Origin of the sequence: Paenibacillus sp. GM2FR, assembly GCF_002803325.1 — a bacterium.
Taxonomy (GTDB): domain Bacteria; phylum Bacillota; class Bacilli; order Paenibacillales; family Paenibacillaceae; genus Paenibacillus_AQ; species Paenibacillus_AQ lautus.
In genome coordinates this window covers 60,269-77,691 of the sequence record NZ_MKZM01000011.1, presented here as the reverse complement: position 1 = coordinate 77,691, position 17,423 = coordinate 60,269, and the positions used below count along the sequence as shown (strand labels likewise).

The 17,423-nt window shown below is 53.3% G+C and carries 15 protein-coding genes; 13 read left to right on the top strand and 2 right to left on the bottom strand.

What is annotated here, in order from left to right; all coding sequences use genetic code 11:
* Positions 1–18: 18 nt before the first annotated feature.
* The 6 genes from argJ to argH all read left to right on the top strand — a co-directional run bounded on the left by argJ (position 19) and on the right by argH (position 7,473).
* Complete coding sequence (gene argJ, locus PAEVO_RS28730; protein ID WP_100540913.1) at positions 19–1,245, top strand: bifunctional glutamate N-acetyltransferase/amino-acid acetyltransferase ArgJ; 1,227 nt, start codon at positions 19–21, stop codon at positions 1,243–1,245.
* A gap of 31 nt (positions 1,246–1,276) precedes the next feature.
* Positions 1,277–2,113 carry an acetylglutamate kinase gene (argB, locus tag PAEVO_RS28725; protein ID WP_100540912.1) on the top strand — a complete coding sequence of 279 codons (837 nt, stop codon included), beginning with the start codon at positions 1,277–1,279 and terminating at the stop codon, positions 2,111–2,113.
* A 237-nt stretch (positions 2,114–2,350) separates the two neighbouring features.
* The gene (locus PAEVO_RS28720) at positions 2,351–3,571 is read left to right on the top strand and encodes an acetylornithine transaminase (protein ID WP_100540911.1); all 1,221 of its coding nucleotides are present in this window, start codon (positions 2,351–2,353) and stop codon (positions 3,569–3,571) included.
* A gap of 58 nt (positions 3,572–3,629) precedes the next feature.
* Positions 3,630–4,586, top strand: a complete 957-nt coding sequence (gene argF, locus PAEVO_RS28715) for an ornithine carbamoyltransferase (RefSeq protein WP_100540910.1) — start codon at positions 3,630–3,632, stop codon at positions 4,584–4,586.
* 107 nt (positions 4,587–4,693) lie between these two features.
* Positions 4,694–5,926: an argininosuccinate synthase gene (locus PAEVO_RS28710; protein WP_100540909.1), complete on the top strand. Its 1,233-nt coding sequence runs from the start codon at positions 4,694–4,696 to the stop codon at positions 5,924–5,926.
* Positions 5,927–6,057: 131 nt separating this feature from the next.
* Complete coding sequence (gene argH, locus PAEVO_RS28705) at positions 6,058–7,473, top strand: argininosuccinate lyase (protein ID WP_100540908.1); 1,416 nt, start codon at positions 6,058–6,060, stop codon at positions 7,471–7,473.
* Between the two features lie 203 nt (positions 7,474–7,676).
* Here argH and PAEVO_RS28700 read toward each other — a convergent pair whose 3' ends face one another.
* On the bottom strand, positions 7,677–8,450 hold the full coding sequence (locus PAEVO_RS28700) for an alpha/beta hydrolase (protein WP_100540907.1): 774 nt from the start codon (positions 8,448–8,450) through the stop codon (positions 7,677–7,679).
* A 414-nt stretch (positions 8,451–8,864) separates the two neighbouring features.
* Here PAEVO_RS28700 and PAEVO_RS28690 point away from each other — a divergent pair, with 414 nt between their 5' ends.
* On the top strand, positions 8,865–9,593 hold the full coding sequence (locus PAEVO_RS28690) for a polymer-forming cytoskeletal protein (RefSeq protein ID WP_100540905.1): 729 nt from the start codon (positions 8,865–8,867) through the stop codon (positions 9,591–9,593).
* 59 nt (positions 9,594–9,652) lie between these two features.
* Positions 9,653–9,799 (top strand): hypothetical protein, encoded by a 147-nt coding sequence (locus PAEVO_RS34030; RefSeq protein WP_165789772.1) that lies wholly within the window; start codon positions 9,653–9,655, stop codon positions 9,797–9,799.
* A gap of 74 nt (positions 9,800–9,873) precedes the next feature.
* Here PAEVO_RS34030 and PAEVO_RS28685 read toward each other — a convergent pair whose 3' ends face one another.
* Positions 9,874–11,310 carry a VanW family protein gene (locus tag PAEVO_RS28685; RefSeq protein WP_100540904.1) on the bottom strand — a complete coding sequence of 479 codons (1,437 nt, stop codon included), beginning with the start codon at positions 11,308–11,310 and terminating at the stop codon, positions 9,874–9,876.
* Positions 11,311–11,516: 206 nt separating this feature from the next.
* On the opposite strand from PAEVO_RS28685, the gene ftsE reads away from it, so the two are divergent.
* From ftsE to PAEVO_RS28660, 5 genes are all read left to right on the top strand, one after another.
* The gene (gene ftsE, locus PAEVO_RS28680) at positions 11,517–12,203 is read left to right on the top strand and encodes a cell division ATP-binding protein FtsE (protein ID WP_071219774.1); all 687 of its coding nucleotides are present in this window, start codon (positions 11,517–11,519) and stop codon (positions 12,201–12,203) included.
* The gene (gene ftsX, locus PAEVO_RS28675) at positions 12,193–13,101 is read left to right on the top strand and encodes a permease-like cell division protein FtsX (RefSeq protein WP_100540903.1); all 909 of its coding nucleotides are present in this window, start codon (positions 12,193–12,195) and stop codon (positions 13,099–13,101) included. The genes ftsE and ftsX overlap by 11 nt, the downstream gene beginning before the upstream one ends.
* 27 nt (positions 13,102–13,128) lie before the next feature.
* On the top strand, positions 13,129–14,397 hold the full coding sequence (locus PAEVO_RS28670; protein ID WP_100540902.1) for a murein hydrolase activator EnvC family protein: 1,269 nt from the start codon (positions 13,129–13,131) through the stop codon (positions 14,395–14,397).
* A 131-nt stretch (positions 14,398–14,528) separates the two neighbouring features.
* A complete protein-coding gene (locus PAEVO_RS28665) occupies positions 14,529–15,998 on the top strand; it encodes a S41 family peptidase (RefSeq protein ID WP_100540901.1) in 1,470 nt (489 codons plus the stop codon).
* A gap of 91 nt (positions 15,999–16,089) precedes the next feature.
* Positions 16,090–17,412 (top strand): PDZ domain-containing protein, encoded by a 1,323-nt coding sequence (locus tag PAEVO_RS28660; RefSeq protein ID WP_100540900.1) that lies wholly within the window; start codon positions 16,090–16,092, stop codon positions 17,410–17,412.
* The last annotated feature ends 11 nt before the right edge of the window (positions 17,413–17,423 follow it).

Below are 17,423 nucleotides of genomic sequence, written 5' to 3'. Positions count from 1 at the left end.
GCGTCTGGGGATACAGACATGGGAGAAAATATGTTTGCGATTATCGATGGGGGCAGCATCGTAACGCCGCAAGGCTTCAAGGCTGCCGGACTTCACTGTGGACTTAAGAAAACCGACCGTAACGACCTGGGCGTCATTGTATGTGATGTGCCTGCCGTGGCGGCTGCTGTATATACGACGAACCTGTTCCAAGCGGCACCGCTGAAGGTGACGCGTGAAAGCCTGCAGGACGGCAAGCTTCGTGCGATCGTCGTCAACAGTGGGAATGCTAACGCCTGTACGGGCAAGCAGGGCGAAGAGGATGCTTACGCGATGCGTGCCAATACGGCTGCGCAATTCGGTCTGGAAGAGAACGATGTGGCCGTCGCCTCAACCGGAGTCATCGGGGAATTGCTGAAGATGGACCGCGTTTCCTCAGGTATCGCCGGCCTGCCTGCAAGGCTCAGCGGAGAAAGCGAAGGGGCTGAAAGTTTCAGCCAAGCGATTTTGACAACCGATCTCGTGAAAAAAGAAGCCTGCGTCACGGTACAAGTTAACGGTACGAAGGTGACCATCGCCGGGACGGCCAAGGGGTCGGGGATGATTCATCCGAACATGGCGACCATGCTCGGATTTATGACGACGGACGCGGTCATTGGTCAGGAAGCACTGCAGCTGCTGCTGCGCCAAACGACCAACCTGACCTTTAATATGATTACGGTAGACGGCGATACAAGCACGAACGACATGCTGGTTGCGATGGCCAGCGGCCTGGCGGGACACGACATGCTTTCGCCGGAGCATCCGGATTGGGATGCATTCGCAGCCGGCTTCCATTATGTATGCCAGCAGCTGGCGAAGGCGATCGCTCGTGACGGAGAGGGAGCTTCCCGCCTGATCGAGGTTCGCGTAGACGGTGCCGAAAGCGACGATGACGCACAAGCGATTGCCAAGACAATCATTGGCTCCAGCCTGGTCAAATCCGCCGTATTCGGCGCAGATGCCAACTGGGGACGCATTATTGCGGCTGTTGGCCGTGCGGGCCGTCCGGTTAATCCGGAGACGGTCGATATTGCCATCGGCCCGATTTCGGTGCTGGAGCAGTCAAGACCCGTTGCGTTTGACGAGGATGCGGCTCTGATTTACCTTCAGGGCGACACCGTGGATATTGACGTGAAGCTGCATATCGGTAATGGGTCGGCTACGGCCTGGGGCTGTGATTTAACTTATGACTATGTCCGCATTAATGCGGCTTATCGTACGTAGATAAATATTCAGTGGGACGGAGGAGACGGATATGAAGAGCACGATCGATCAAAAGGATACGTTGCCGGTTAAAACATCAGGTGCAGATACGTTCGTGATGAAATGCGGCGGCAGCACGCTCGCTGCGCTTCCTGACAGCTTCTTCGAGGATTTGAAGGATCTGCAGCAAAAGGGAGTCAACCCCGTTATCGTGCATGGCGGCGGACCCGCCATCTCCAGCAACCTGGAGAAACTCGGCATCGAGACCGAATTTGTAAACGGGCTGCGCAAGACGACAGAGGATGTGCTGGACGTCGTGGAGATGGTGCTTGCGGGCACCATCAATAAACAGATTGTACGACGGATTCAAAGCGTGGGCGGCGCTGCTATCGGCTTGTCCGGCTCGGACGGCGGACTGATCGAGGCCAAACCGGTGACGAACCATGCGGAGGTTGGCTGGGTCGGCGATGTGACGTTGGTGAAGTCGTCGATTCTGAACGGTGTGCTGGAAATGGGCTACATGCCTGTGGTAGCACCGATCGGGGTGGATCCGTCCGGTCAGCGTTACAACATCAATGCCGATACGGCAGCTGGTGCCGTGGCCTCCCATCTGGGGGTACACCGGATGATCGTGGTCACCGACGTGCCCGGGATCATGAAGGGATCGGGCGGCGAGAAGCGGGTGCTTCCAACCGTGACGGTGCAGGAGATCGAGGACATGATCGGGACAGGTGAAATCTACGGCGGCATGATACCGAAGGTCAGAGCGGCTATCAGCTGCATTCACGGCAAAGTGAGCGAGGTTGTCATCGTGGACGGAAGCGAACCGAATGTACTGAGCCGGGTGCTTGGAGGCGAAGTGCTGGGAACGCGCATCGTGCGGATGTAGATTTAGATTTGAGTTTGTACGAATAGAGCGGCTTCAACGGAGAAGGTGGAATTGTTCTGGAGAAGCAACGCGGTCGCCTTTGCCCCCGGATTTTAACCGTTGCAACTTTTTCAATAAAAATCTGGGGGCAACAGCGATCGGAAGAACAATCCACATGCGAAGTGGTGTCAGGGGTGTCAGAGTTCAGGAATATTCATGAATCTGTTTTGTCCATATGCAAAGGAGTGTGTGAAGGTCATGGGAAAAGAAACAGCAGTAGGCGGTGTTAAAGCAGCTAATGAAAGCTCATTGTTCCAAACGTACGCCAGATATCCAATCGCCCTGGTCAAAGGGGAGGGCAGCTGGTTATGGGACGATCAAGGCAACAAATATCTTGATTTTATGGCCGGTCTGGCGGTAACGAACCTCGGCCATGCTCCGGTAAAGGTGAAAGAGAAGCTGAAGGCCCAGCTGGATGAATTGTGGCATGTCTCGAACCTGTTTCACATTCCGGGTCAGGAAAAAGCAGCCGAGCTGCTGACAGCCAACACCTGCGCGGATGCGGTCTTCTTCTGTAACAGCGGGGCAGAAGCGAACGAAGCCGCCATTAAGCTGGCGCGCCGCTACCATCAGAAGGTGAAGGGAACGGGACGGTACGAGGTCATTACGTTTACGCAATCCTTCCATGGACGGACCTTGGCTACGCTGACGGCAACCGGCCAGGATAAGGTAAAGGAAGGCTTTCTTCCGCTTCCGGCAGGCTTCAAAAGCGTTCCACTGCATGACCTTCCGGCACTGGAAGCGGCCATTAATGACAACACCGCCACCATCATGATCGAAATGGTGCAGGCGGAGGGCGGCGTGCATCCGGTGGAGCCGGAGTTCCTGCAAGCCGTTACCGAGCTGTGCAAGAAGAACGGATTGCTGCTGATCGTGGACGAGGTGCAAACAGGCATGGGCCGGACCGGCAAGCTGTTTGCGCACGAGCATTACGGCATTGAGCCGGATATTTTCACCGTGGCCAAAGGACTCGGCTCCGGGTTCCCGGTCGGCGCGATGCTGGGTAAAGCTTACCTACGCGAAGCCTTTACGGCAGGAAGCCATGCAACGACGTTTGGCGGCACACCAATTGCAAGCTCCGTCATCCAGGCCACCATTGAGACGATGCTGGAGGACAACGTGCCGCAGCGCGCGGCCGAAGCTGGAGAATATTTGATGACGAAGCTGAATGAGAGTCTGGGCAGCCATCCTTTTGTGAAGGCGATCCGGGGGAAAGGCCTGCTGATCGGCATCGAATGCGTTGAACCGGTTGGCGAGCTGGTGCTGAAAGGACAGAGCCGCGGGCTGCTGTTCGTAACGGCAGGACCGAATGTGATCCGGCTGCTTCCGAATCTGTACGTTACCAAACAAGAGATCGACCAGGCGGTATCGATTGTTACGGAACTTATACATGAGCATACGGCGGTTAGCCAAGCATAGAAGAATCGTACAGCAGCATTTTGGACAATAACAGCATGGTTAAGGAGGACTGAAGGATATGGCCGCAAGCGGACAAGTGAAGGAATTAAGCCTGAAAGGGCGGGATATGATCGAGCTGGACGAATACTCTACGGAAGAGATTCAGTTCTTGCTCGATTCGGCAATCGAGATTAAACGCAAGCAGAAGAACGGCGAAGTCTATCAGCCGCTGAAGGGCAAGACGATTGGATTGATTTTTGAGAAGTCGTCCACACGGACGCGGGTGTCGTTCGAGGCTGGGATGTTCCAGCTGGGCGGACATGCACTCTTTTTAAGCAAAAACGATATTCAGCTTGGACGCGGCGAGCCGATCAGCGATACGGCACAGGTGATGTCCCGTTATCTGGACGGCCTGATGATCCGTACCTTCGGGCACGACAACGTGGTCAATTTGGCGAAATATGCCTCCATTCCGGTTATCAACGGTCTGAGCGACATGGCGCATCCATGTCAGGTGCTGGCTGATCTGCAGACCGTGCTGGAGCACAAGGGTAAGCTGAAAGGCCTCAAGATGGCCTTTATCGGCGATGGCAACAACATGGCGCATTCACTCCTGATCGGCGGTGCCAAGATGGGCATGCATGTGGCCGTGGCCAGTCCGAAGGGCTATGAAGCGGATGCCAGCATCGTGAAGCTGAGCGAGGAGATCGCGGCGCAAACAGGCGGCAAAATCACGATCACCCAAGACCCGCTCGAAGCCGCGAAGGATGCGGACGTGATCTATACGGATGTATGGGCAAGCATGGGCTTTGAAGAGGAGCAGGCTCAGCGGGAAGCCGCTTTTGCGGACTACCAGGTGAATGAGGAACTGGTGAAGGCGGCGAAGCCGGATTACTTGTTCTTGCATTGCCTTCCAGCCCACCGCGGCGAAGAGGTCAGCGAAGGCGTGATCGACGGTGCCAACTCCGTCATTTTTGATCAGGCTGAGAACCGTCTACATGCCCAGAAGGCTTTGATGGTTGCTTTGATGGCGTAAGGCCATTCATTGCAGAGCGAACATTCTCTATGAAAATGCGTCAATGGACGTTTTCTTTAGTATAATGAAGGACAGGGTTGTTAGTAACAAAGAGAGGGAGTTTAACCATGGCAAAACAAAAAATCGTACTGGCGTATTCCGGCGGTCTGGATACGTCCGTCATTCTGAAGTGGCTGAAAGAAACTTACGATGCGGAGATTATTGCCTTCACGGCCGATATCGGCCAGAAGGAAGAGCTGGACGGACTTGAGGAAAAAGCGCTGGCGACCGGCGCCTCCAAAGTATACATCGACGATCTGCGCGACGAATTTGCAAATGATTTCATATATCCGATGTTCCAGGCGGGTGCCATGTACGAAGGGCAGTACCTGCTCGGCACAAGCATCGCGCGTCCGTTGATCGCGAAACGCATGGTGGATATCGCTCGTGCCGAAGGCGCGACGGCGATTGCGCACGGCGCTACCGGTAAAGGAAACGACCAGGTTCGTTTTGAGCTGGGCGTAGCCGGCTTGGCACCGGACATTGAAGTGATCGCGCCTTGGCGCATCGAGGAGTTCCGCAACTCCTTCCCGGGACGCGCAGAGATGATTGCCTATGCTGAAGCGCACGGCATTCCGGTAACGGCATCGGCAGCCAAATCCTACTCCATGGACCGCAACCTGCTCCATATCAGTTATGAGAGCGGCGTGCTGGAAGATCCTTGGTTCGATGCAAGCGCGGAGGACAGCAAGGATATGTACCTGCTCAGCGTATCCCCTGAGGATGCACCGGATGAGGCTGAGTACCTCGAGCTTACGTTTGAGCAAGGGAATGTCGTTGCGCTGAACGGCGAATCGATGAGCCCGCTGCAAGTGATGGAGAAGCTGAACGAGCTGGGCGGCAAGCACGGCATCGGTCGCGTGGATATGGTGGAGAACCGTTTCGTTGGCATGAAGAGCCGCGGTGTCTATGAGACTCCGGGCGGAACCATCCTGTTCACCGCTCATCGCAAAATGGAATCTATTACGATGGACCGTGAAGTGATGAACCTGCGCGATAGCCTGATTACCCGTTACAGCACATTGGTTTATAACGGTTTCTGGTTTGCGCCGGAGCGTCTGGCACTGCAGGCGCTTGTAACCGAGAGCCAGAAAAACGTATCCGGTACGGTGCGCGTGAAGCTGTACAAGGGCAACATTATCGGTGCAGGCGTGAAGAGTCCGGTTAGTCTGTACAACCCGGATATCGCTACAATGGAAGCCGATCCAACGCAAGCTTATGATCAGGGCGATGCGACCGGTTTTATCCGCTTGAACGCACTGCGTTTGAAAGTGGCAACCGGCGTGAACCAGAATCAATAAGTTTACAATAATGAACAGGCTGAAGGCCGTTTTCTTGCTAGGGAGCTCCGCCGATTCTCGCGTAACCGGGATGAACGGGACTTCTTAAGCGGGAAGCGGCCCTCTGCCTTAAACAGAGAGGGGCAAGTGTTGTGAGCAAGTTATGGGGAGGGCGCTTTACGAAGCAGACCAACGCATTGGTAGAGGAATATACGGCATCCATCGGTTTTGATAAGCAGCTGGCTGAGGAGGATATCCAGGGAAGCCTTGCGCATGTGTCCATGCTGGGCAAATGCGGCATCGTGCCGGCCGAAGACGTGGAGACGATCAAGGCTGGCTTGAACAAGGTGCTGGAGCGCATCCGTGAGGGCAGCATCGAGTTCTCCGTTTCGGATGAGGATATTCATATGAACATCGAGAAGAATCTGATCGAGGAAATCGGACCTGTCGGCGGCAAGCTCCACACAGGCCGCAGCCGTAACGATCAAGTGGCTACGGACATGCACTTGTATCTGCGCAACCGCGTCGTGGCGTTGACCGGCATGCTGCATGAGCTGCAAACCGCGTTGATTGGGCAAGCGAAGGATAACCTGGACACGATTATTCCGGGGTATACGCATCTGCAGCGTGCACAGCCGATTCTGTTCGCGCATCATTTGATGGCTTACGTGTCCATGTTCCAGCGGGATATCGACCGTCTGATCGACAGCTATAAGCGCATTAACGTGTTGCCGCTCGGGGCAGGCGCGCTTGCGGGTACAACGTTCCCGATCGACCGTCATTTCGTGGCAGAGCAGCTTGGGTTTGATGGTGTTTACGAGAACAGTCTGGATGCGGTCAGCGACCGCGACTTCATCCTGGAATTCCTCTCGGATGCTTCCATTATCATGATGCACTTGTCCCGTCTGAGCGAGGAGCTGGTGCTCTGGAGCAGCACGGAGTTCAACTTCGTTGAGCTGGACGATGCGTTCTGCACAGGCAGCAGTATTATGCCGCAGAAGAAGAATCCGGATGTGCCTGAGCTGGTCCGCGGCAAAACCGGACGGGTATACGGTAATCTGATGGGCCTGCTCACCGTGCTGAAGTCCCTGCCGCTTGCTTATAACAAGGACATGCAGGAAGATAAAGAGGGCATGTTCGATACAGTGGCTACGTTGGAAGGCGCATTACAGCTGTTTGCACCGATGATCGCCACGATGAAGGTCAACAAAGGCCGCATGCGCGAAGCGGTGAACACCGACTTCTCCAACGCAACCGACATCGCGGACTTCCTGGTTGGCAAAGGCCTTCCTTTCCGCCAGGCGCACGAAGTGATTGGCAAGACCGTATTGTACTGCATTCAAAACAACAAGTATTTACTGGATTTGACGCTGGATGAATTCAAGCAGTTCTCGGAGCTGTTCGACGACTCCATTTATGGTGTGCTTCAACCGGAGACGGTGGTCAATGCGCGTAACGTTTACGGCGGTACGGCAACCGAACAAGTGAAGGCGGCCATTGATCGCAGCGTGCAGACCCTTCAGACCACGGAAGAATGGCTGGGTCTCCGCCAAGGGAATGTTGAGTAACGGCAAAGAATACTTGGCGTGATAAAAATAGAGGTGGATCGGCAAACGTTACATTTGCTGATCCACCTTTTGTTTTGTAACGATGAGATTCGTTGGATGAGGGATTACCTAAAATCCTCTCACGAAGAAAAGTACACCCAGTACACCCCATGGAACCGCGAATGAACCGCAGGCACGTTCATGGCGTGCATATGATGGGTTCATTAGGCTTTCAACGGAAGCCATTTCAGCACATCCTGAATGTGGGTATCCCAGTATCCCCAATCGTGGCCGCCCGGGCCTTCCTGATACGTGAGGTCCAGGGAGGTTGCTTCGCAGGCTTTGCGGAACGCTTGATTGTCTTCATAGAGGAAGTCTTCGGTTCCGCAGCATTGATACAGCAGCGGCTTCGGTCCCTCCGAGCGGTCCACTTCCTGAAGCAGCCAGAGCAGGTCGTTGTCGGTGCCGGTAATGTCCCGATCTCCGTAGACTAAACGATGCTCAAACAAAGCCTCGTTCCTATTAACATGACCCGCCATGTCGAGCGCACCCGACAGGCTGGCAGCGGCGGCAAAGGCTTCGGGACAGCGAAGGGCCAGCTTGAACGCCCCGTACCCGCCCATGGACAACCCGGCGACGAAGTTATCTTCTCTCGCGTGGGATAACGGGAAGAAGGAACGGGCGATGGCCGGCAGCTCTTGGCTGATAAAGGTCCAGTATTTTCCGCCGTATTCCATGTCCGTATAGAAGCTGCGATGCACTTGCGGCATAACGACGGCAATGCCCATCTCGGCCACATAACGTTCGATGGAGGTTCTTCGCAGCCAGATGGAATCGTCGTCGGACAGGCCGTGCAGGAGGAAGAGCGTCGGATGCAAACCGCTTTTGGCATGATTGGTCATGCCGATTTGTGAAGAGGTTTGCTGAGGGAGAATGACGGTCATGGATGTGCTGAGACCGAGCACCTCCGAGTAAAAGTGACATTGCATTAGAGCCATGGATTATGTATCCCCTTTCATTTTTTGAAAATGAGAGATCAAAATGACGAGCCTACTAGGATCATATCACAATCGTTCTCCTTTGCTCCAAGCAAATCTAAAGCCATCGTTTCGACGAGAACAGATTTTAAGTCTGCTGCGTTTGGGTACTATGCTAATCCTCCAGAATATAAAGGCGGCTCCGGATGGAATTGAAACGGATGGGATGGATAAGCGCATAAAACGCCTCGGTCTTCAGACCGAGGCGAGGTTCAGCCATCGGGCTGTTCTATGATGGGCTGCGTTGTGTTATGTTAGAGGGAGATTATGGTTCCATCTGGTGGAGGATTCAAAAGCATAAATTTAGAAGTGTAGCAAGTGTTCAGTTAAGATATAGCATGATGATCATATTTGTGAATCTGGAGGAGTATGTGCATGATACCACATGACGATAAACTGTCTGATCTGAAGATTACGGGAACCGGAAGCTCAAGCGGCGGCCAATACGGCAAGGTGCGAATCGATGGTGCCGGGCAGGTGAACGGAGATCTGGATTGCCGGGAATTAACAGGCAACGGAACGATGAGTTTGAACGGCGACGTCGCTGCCAACACGATTCGCGTGAACGGTTCGGGAACCATTAAGGGAACGGTGGACGCGGAGGAGCTGCATGTAGCCGGCAGCCTGAGTGTGAAGAGAGGCGTGCGCAGCCGGTCCATTTTTATCGGAGGGCATTGCAGCATTCACGGCGATTCCGAATCGAAGAGGCTTGATGTAACCGGAAACCTGAGAAGCCATGGTGACGTGCGGAGTGAAACGGCCACGTTTCATGGGGGCTTCAAGATCGATGGCCGCCTGCATGTAGGAACAGCGGATATTCGGCTGTTGGGCCGCTGCCTTGCGCAGGAAATCGTCGGAGACCGGATCACGATCCGCAAAAAAGGAAAGCGGCTCTGGGAGATGCTGTCCCTGCCATTACGGGGAACGCGGCTGGAGGCACGCATTATTGAAGGTGATGTCCTGGATCTAGAGTATGTCGAAGCCGATATCGTTCGCGGCAACCGGGTGATCCTCGGCCCAGGGTGCGAGATTCGGCAAGTGGAATACCGGGATGAATTGACGCAGCATCCGGAAGCCCAGGTCAGAGCATCGCGGCGGTTTTAAGGGCGACATCGGACGAAGCATCCGGGCATAAGCCGAATAGATGGCAAGGAGGCAGCGATATGGTGCATAACGGAACAGCCGTAGAAAGACCCGGTGTTTCCATAACGGGTGACGGTGTCGTTGGCGGCGGTATTGTCGGCAAGCTTCGGATAAACGGTGAAGGCGTCATTCATGGCGACACGGATAAAATAGATACATTACATTAAAATAACAGCAAGGCAAACAGCCCGGATTCGCGGTTCTTTTCGCGAATCCGGGCTGTTCCACGTGATCTGCAGGTTCATGGCGCGCTGATCCCGTCCTCAACCACTTCCTCTTTCGGCGTTTCATTCGCATCCGGCAGCGGGACCTCATTCGTCGGATTGATGGCAACGATGCTGTTCTGGGGACGGTAGGTATCTTTGGATATTTTCACATTCTCCACGACCTTCCCGTTCACTTTCTTGGTTCGGTAGGTTTCTACCACATAACCTGGTTTCCCGTTCTGAACCACCTGCTTGAGTCCGGGCGGCAGCGAGTTATTGTGAATGATTTTCTCTGGTGACGGCAAGGTTTCAATGGTGGTGGACACAAGCTCATATTCGGTATTGTCCGGGAAAGTCCCGAACATCTTTAGTGTTAAATTACCGTGCGATACCTCCGATAAAATAAGCAGATGCTTGCCTGTATTGTTTCGGAAGCGGAAGTTTATCGCACCTTCGGCAAAGGTGGCATCCTGCCCCTTGGGCAGGTAACTGACCGGAAGGGAATGATTGCGCCGTTCGGTGATCTCCAGCCCGATGAGCAGAGCGGCATGGTAGACCGTGCTGGATACCTGGCAGATGCCGCCACCGATACCGGGAACCAGCTTGCCGTTCACGATAACGGGAGCTTCTTCAAAGCCGTATTCTTTCTTTGCCGTATCAATAATATGAGCATAATTGAATTCATCCCCGGGCTTCAGAATCATGCCGTCTACGGCTTTGGCAGCGGCGGTCACGTTATGAACGCGTCCAGGACCGCTGGATCCGAGACTGGTGGAAAATTCGACGATTTTGCGCTCAATCCCCTCATCCTGCAGCGATTTTACGGTAACGGGGGGCTTTTGACGGATGAGAGGGAGCTGAACCGTAATGATCTCATCCGGATTCAGCTCGGTGAAGTGAGACTCATTCGGAAGCGCAGCGCTGAACCCTTCATAGAATGCCGGCCAATCGATGCGGTATGCCGTTTTCTCCGGGGTATACCGGACAACATCATCTTCGGATATGCTCCGTACCGCATTGACGGGTTCCCCAAAGCGTTCCTTTTGCCAGTCTTCGTTCAGCCGCTCTTTTAACACATCGCGGTCCCAGCCCGTGGATATATGCCACTCCAGCTGAAAGTTACGCCGATAAAGAACCTGATCCCATAATGATCCTTCGGACAGCTTGGCGATAGCTTCCCGAAAATCGGCTGCGTTGAATTGAACGCCGGCTTCCCGGAGAGTGAAGCTTTCCGTGTGTCCCTTGAGAGCGTCCGATTGCAGCTCCACCTTCAACGCTGTCATCGCCTGAAGCCGTTGATCCAGCTCTGACAGCACCTCGTCTGCGGGTTTACCGCCTACCTGCCAACCGGCGAGAACGACTCCCTTCGGGAGTTCCTTCTGGTTCACGTACATCGTCAATAGACCGAAGCCGACCGAGAGGAGAAGACCGAAACTGATGACAATGATGAGACCAAGATGAATTTTTTTCATTCGAAACCACCTTCTTAACTTCGTATTGGCCGCAGTTCATGCACTTGTTCATGTATATGTCACGGTGGGCTTAAACTTTCGGGTACTCAAAAGGTAACAAATTTGTTACAATAGACGATGTCGTGAGGATTTTTCATGGATTTTAAAGGAATTCGATGGAAACTGTCGAAAGTATAATGGCTAATTAAGGATTGGGAAGTGATGAAGTGATCGAAATGCAGGACGTATGGAAGACTTATCCGAACGGCGCTCATGCGCTTCAAGGAGTTTCCGTCAAAATCAATCGAAATGAATTCGTCTATGTTGTCGGACCGTCAGGTGCGGGCAAATCGACGTTTATGAAACTTATCTATAGAGAAGAAGTACCTACCAAGGGGCAAATTTCCGTTAACGGATTTAATATCGGGAAGCTGAAGCAGCGCAAAATTCCCTATGTTCGCCGAAATATCGGGGTTATTTTTCAGGACTATCGTCTGCTGCCCAAGCTGACTGCTTACGAAAATGTAGCATTTGCCATGGAGGTTATTGAAGCGCCGCAGCGTCTCATCAAGAGACGGGTCATGGAGGTGCTGGAGCTTGTAGGTCTGAAATCCAAGGCGAACCGCGAACCTTCCCAACTCTCCGGCGGTGAGCAGCAGCGGATCGCAATCGCCAGAGCGATTGTGAACAACCCCTCCGTCATTATTGCGGACGAGCCTACAGGTAACCTGGATCCGGAAACCTCGTGGGGCATCATGCAGCTGCTGGATGAAATCAATTTCAGGGGAACCACCATTGTCATGGCTACCCACAACAGGGATATCGTGAACACCATGCGTAAACGCGTTCTTGCGATTGAGCATGGACAGATCGTCCGTGATCAGCAGAGAGGAGATTACGGGTATGAATTTTAGAACCTTCTTGCGGCACTTGCGGGAAGGGGCGAAGAGCGTTTTCCGGAACGGATGGATGTCGGTCGCATCCGTTACTTCCATCGTGGTGTCTTTGTTTATACTGGGCGTTTTCATGCTATTAGTCATGAATGTGAACGCCTTAGCCGATAAAGCAGATAGCAATGTGCAAATCAATACGTACTTAAATCTCAATGTGGATGAGAAGCTGCGCGAAACCATCAAGGGTGAAATCGAGGCCATGCCGGAGGTCAGCGCCATCAAGTTCGTGTCCAAGGAAGAGGGCATGAAGGAGCTTGAAGAAAGCCTGGGCTCCGAATGGGTGGAAGGCTTCAGCGAGGCGGACCAGAATCCGCTTCCGGATGCATTCGAGGTTTCCGTTATTCAACCGACCACGGTCGGTTTTGTTGCCGACAAGATTACCGCACTGAACCAGAAATATGCGGAGGAGCCGATCCTGCGAGTCAAGTATGGTGAAGGCACGGTAGAAACCCTGTTCAAGATTACGAAGACGGTGCGTAATATCGGCTTTATTTTCGTAGCGGGACTCGGCTTGATGTCCATGTTCCTGATCTCGAACACCATTCGGGTTACGATTTTGGCCCGTCGCCGCGAGATCGGCATTATGAAGCTTGTCGGCGCGACCAACAACTTCATTCGCTGGCCGTTTTTCGTAGAAGGCGCCATGATCGGCCTGATGGGCTCCATTGTGACGGTCACACTGTTGTTTGTAGGCTACAATCGCCTGTACGCCGCATCGCAAACGGATTTGACGTTAGCGCAAAGTTTAATCCCGCTGGGTGATTTGTGGCTGCTGCTTGGCACCATTATAGTTGGGCTGGGCATCGTCATTGGCATCTGGGGCAGCACCATGTCGATACGTAAATTTTTGAAAGTATAAAACTAGGTAAAGGATGGGGAGCGAAACTTGAAAAAGATCGCCGCAGGAGTAGCAGCCTTATTACTGGCCACCGTTATGATCCAACCGACTGTCGGACAAGCCGAGAAGAAGACTTCAGCCGATGTAGATCGAGAACTGAGAGTGCTTCAGGAGCAGGTCAAGAAAGCACGGTCACAGAAGAACAAGGCAGCGGAAGATAAACAAGAAGCCCAGCATTACAAGAAGAAAACAACGAGGAATCTGAAATATGTGATGGAACAGATCAGCATCGTCAGCAATGAATTGACCAAAATCTCCATGAAGATCGAGGAGACAGAGGATCTGCTGAGAAAAACGACCAAGGAACTTGAAGCGGCGGAGGAGCGTATCGCCTCCCGCGAGAAGCTGTTGGAATCCCGGATTCGCCTCATCTATATGGATGGGCAAGTATCGTATCTGGATGTGCTGCTCTCCTCGACCAGCTTCAGCGATTTTATTGAGCGTGCGGATTCCCTGAAGACGATCGTTAACCAGGATCAGGATTTGCTGGTGGAGCATAAGCAGGACAAGCTGCTGGTCATCGACAAGAAGAAGGAACTTGAAGGACAGTATGCAACCGCCAAGGACCTGTATGGCCAAATGGAGGATCGCAAGAGCATCCTGAACGAGAAGGAACAGGAGAAGCGAGTACTACTGGCCCAGTATGATCAGGAAATTGAGGATGCGGACATCTTGACTGAAGAGCAGGATAAAATGCTGGTTGCCCTGGCAAGCAAACGTTCGGATCTGCAGAAGGAAAAGAATAAGCTTGCCGCTGAGGAAGCTGCACGCAAAGCAGCGGCTGCCAAAGCGGCTGCCGCGAAAAGAGCCAAGGCGACCACCCTCGGTGGTAGCAAAGGTGGCGGCGGATATACAGGTAACGGCGGACCGTTTGCAATACCGGTCTCCGGGGCCAGACTGTCCTCCGGTTATGGGCCGCGGGTTCATCCGGTAACGGGTGAAGTCGGCAAGATGCATACAGGCCAGGATTTTGCCGTTCCGCAGGGAACGGAGATCCGCGCAGCGGAGAGCGGCACGGTCATTTTGGCCGAGTGGTGGAGCGGTTACGGAAACTGTGTTATTGTTGATCATGGGGGCGGCGTATGGACCTTGTATGGACATATCCGCAACGGCGGCATTAAAGTCAGCGAAGGCGACAAGGTGTCCAGAGGGCAGAAGATTGCCGAAGTAGGCTCCACGGGTCAGAGCACAGGACCGCATCTTCATTTTGAGGTTCGGGTCAATGGATCGCCGGTGAATCCTTCGCCTTATCTGTAACAGAATTTCATGACTTATACCATATAACCTTCAGACCGCTGTATAAATATTCCCGGCAAGCCAATCATATACTAGGTGGACGGGATTCCCCATGTGTGTAGCAGTTGAAACGTACAAAGGCGGTGAAGTACTTGCTGAAAAAACGAACGGCTGTCTTTCTGGTCATAGCTGCCATGCTGTGCGGCGTGCTGTTAACGATGGCCTTGACCCAGCTGCCCGCTCCTAGCCAGACCGGAGACGGTGAGGGGCTGCTGGCCAGTATAGCGAACAGGAATGGACTGGAGCAGTCTGAAGCGAAAAAACTGGGGACAGCGATTGACCTCATCGAGAGCAATTATTACAAGGATATCGATCGGTCGAAACTGATCGACGGCGCCATCAACGGGATGATGGAAGCGCTGGAAGATCCATATTCCAACTATATGGGAAAAGAAACGGCGGCCCAGTTTGAAGAGAGCATTGAGGGCTCCTTCTCGGGGATTGGCGCAGAGGTGTCCTCTGTAGACGGCAGTGTGGTCGTTGTATCCCCGATCAAGGGATCTCCTGCGGATAAAGCCGGCATTCGGGCTAAGGACACCATCCTTTCCGTCAATGGCGAATCCTTGCAGGGCCTTGAACTGAACGCGGCCGTCAACAAGATTCGCGGTCCGAAGGGCTCCAAGGCCGTTCTTCAGATTAAGCGTGCAGGCTCCGAGCAGCCGATCGAGTATGTTATCGTTCGTGATGACGTCGATCTCGAAACCGTATCGGCACGGATGGAGAAGGGCGGAATCGGCGTTATTGAGATCTCCCAATTCTCGCTGAATACAGGCGAACGCTTTAAGGAGGAACTCGAGAAACTGGAAAGCCAAGGCATGAAGGGACTGCTGATCGACGTCCGGAACAATCCAGGCGGCGTGCTGTCCGTTGTCATTGACATTGCAGAGCAGTTCGTACCTAAAGGCGAGTTGATCGTTCAGGTAGAGGATAAGGATAAGAAGCGTGAGAAGCATCCTTCCAATGGTGAGGCGAAATCCTATCCGATTACGGTGCTGATGAACAAGGGCAGCGCCAGCGCTTCCGAAATTTTGGCAGGCGCACTGCAGCAATCGGCGGGAGCTACCCTGATGGGTGAGCATTCCTTCGGTAAAGGAACCGTGCAAACGAGCTTTGATAAGCAGTTTGGCGATGGAAGCCTGCTGAAAGTAACGATTGCCAAATGGTTGACGCCAAACGGTACCTGGATCCATGAGAAGGGAATTGAGCCGGATATTAAGGTGTCACAGCCAGAATACTTTACCGTTGCACCGATCGATAAGAAGAAAACCTATACGTACGACACGAATAGCACAGATGTGAAGAACGCACAGATCATGCTTGAAGCGGTTGGTTATAAGACAGGGCGTACGGACGGCTATTTCGACCGGAATACGGAGAAGGCGGTCAAGAGCTTCCAGAGCAAGCACAAGCTGAAAGCGGACGGTATCCTTAACGGCGCTACAGCCGAGGCATTGGAAGCCGCATTGATCGAGAAGATTCAGGATCCGAAAGAGGATAATCAAATGAATCGCGGAATTGCCGAGGTTCGGAAGGAAATCGCCGCTAAAGCGTCGAACAAGTAAGAAGGCTGAATGTTAGCCTTCTTTTTTCTTTTGAGATATCAGAAAGTATACATTTCGAAGCATCTTGAAGCGAAAGGAGCGTGGCAAGCTGTTGGAGACATTGAAACAACTGCTTATGTATGGGATAGATGCAGGCATACAACTGCTGACGCAGCCCTTTTACTATATTTCGATTTTGTTTGTCATGCTGTTTTACCGAAGGCAGGTGTTGGTGGAGCGTAAGCTGTTCCATGTGAAGCTGCATTCCTGGGGATTGCAGACATGGCGAACGTTTCTGGGCGGGCTGCTGGCAGGAATCGGCGTATCGATCGTGGTGGCCTTCCTGGGCATATCCTTAAGCCTGGAAGCCATTATATGCATATGGGTGACTTCCCTGATCCTGATGCTGTTTCATATCCGGTACTTATGCTTTGCCTATTCCATCGGTCTTCTTGGGATCATTCAGGTTGTATTAGGCTGGTTTCCGAATTGGCAGCCGGAAGGCTGGATTGGTCACGTAACAACAACGATCGTTGGATTGGACATCCCTGCGCTGCTGGCGTTATCCGCCGTTCTGCATTTTGCCGAAGCCTTGCTTGTCAGAATACAGGGTTCGGGTTTTGCTACACCGCTGTTCCTTGAGGGGAAGCGTGGCAAGCTCGTTGGCGGTTATCACATGCAGAGCTTCTGGCCTTTACCTTTGTTCTTGCTTGTTCCGGCAGTAAGTGGAGGCAGCGTGCTGCCATGGACGCCATTCTTCGGTGGGGATGCCTGGAGTACCGGCTTTACCATGATGGCACTCCCGGTCGTGATCGGCTTCGGGGAAATGACGCAGAGCATGCTCCCGCAGGAGAAGGCAGGGATCACATCGAAGCGGCTCATATTCTACGGAGCCATTGTGCTGGCGTTGAGCCTGCTGGCCGAGTGGTGGGCACCACTCACGATCGTGGCTGCATTAGCGGCATTATTGCTGCATGAAGGCTTGGTGTGGTACAGCCGTTACGAAGAGCAGCAGCGCAGTCCGATCTTTGTGCATCCGATTCGGGGACTACGCGTCCTCGCGGTGCTTCCGAATAGTCCGGCAAGCGAACTTGGCATTCTGGCAGGAGAGACGATCCTTAAGGTGAACGGTAAACTGATTCACAGTAAGGAACAGCTGCATAGCGCGCTTCGTCAGAATTCGGCCTTCTGTAAGCTGGAGGTTCAGAACCATCAAGGGGAGAGTAAATTCCTGCAGCGTGCGATCTACGCAGGGGATCATCATCAATTGGGAGCTATCGTGGCACCCGACCCGAGGGATGGCATAGCGGTGGGGTTAAAACCTGTAAGCTTGATCACCCTACTGGCAAATAAACTTCATATTCGCAGCAAGCGGGGTTCTTCCGGCAGCACGACGACCGGCGGTTCCGAAGAGGCAGGTTTCCATTCATCATGATATTGGAAGCG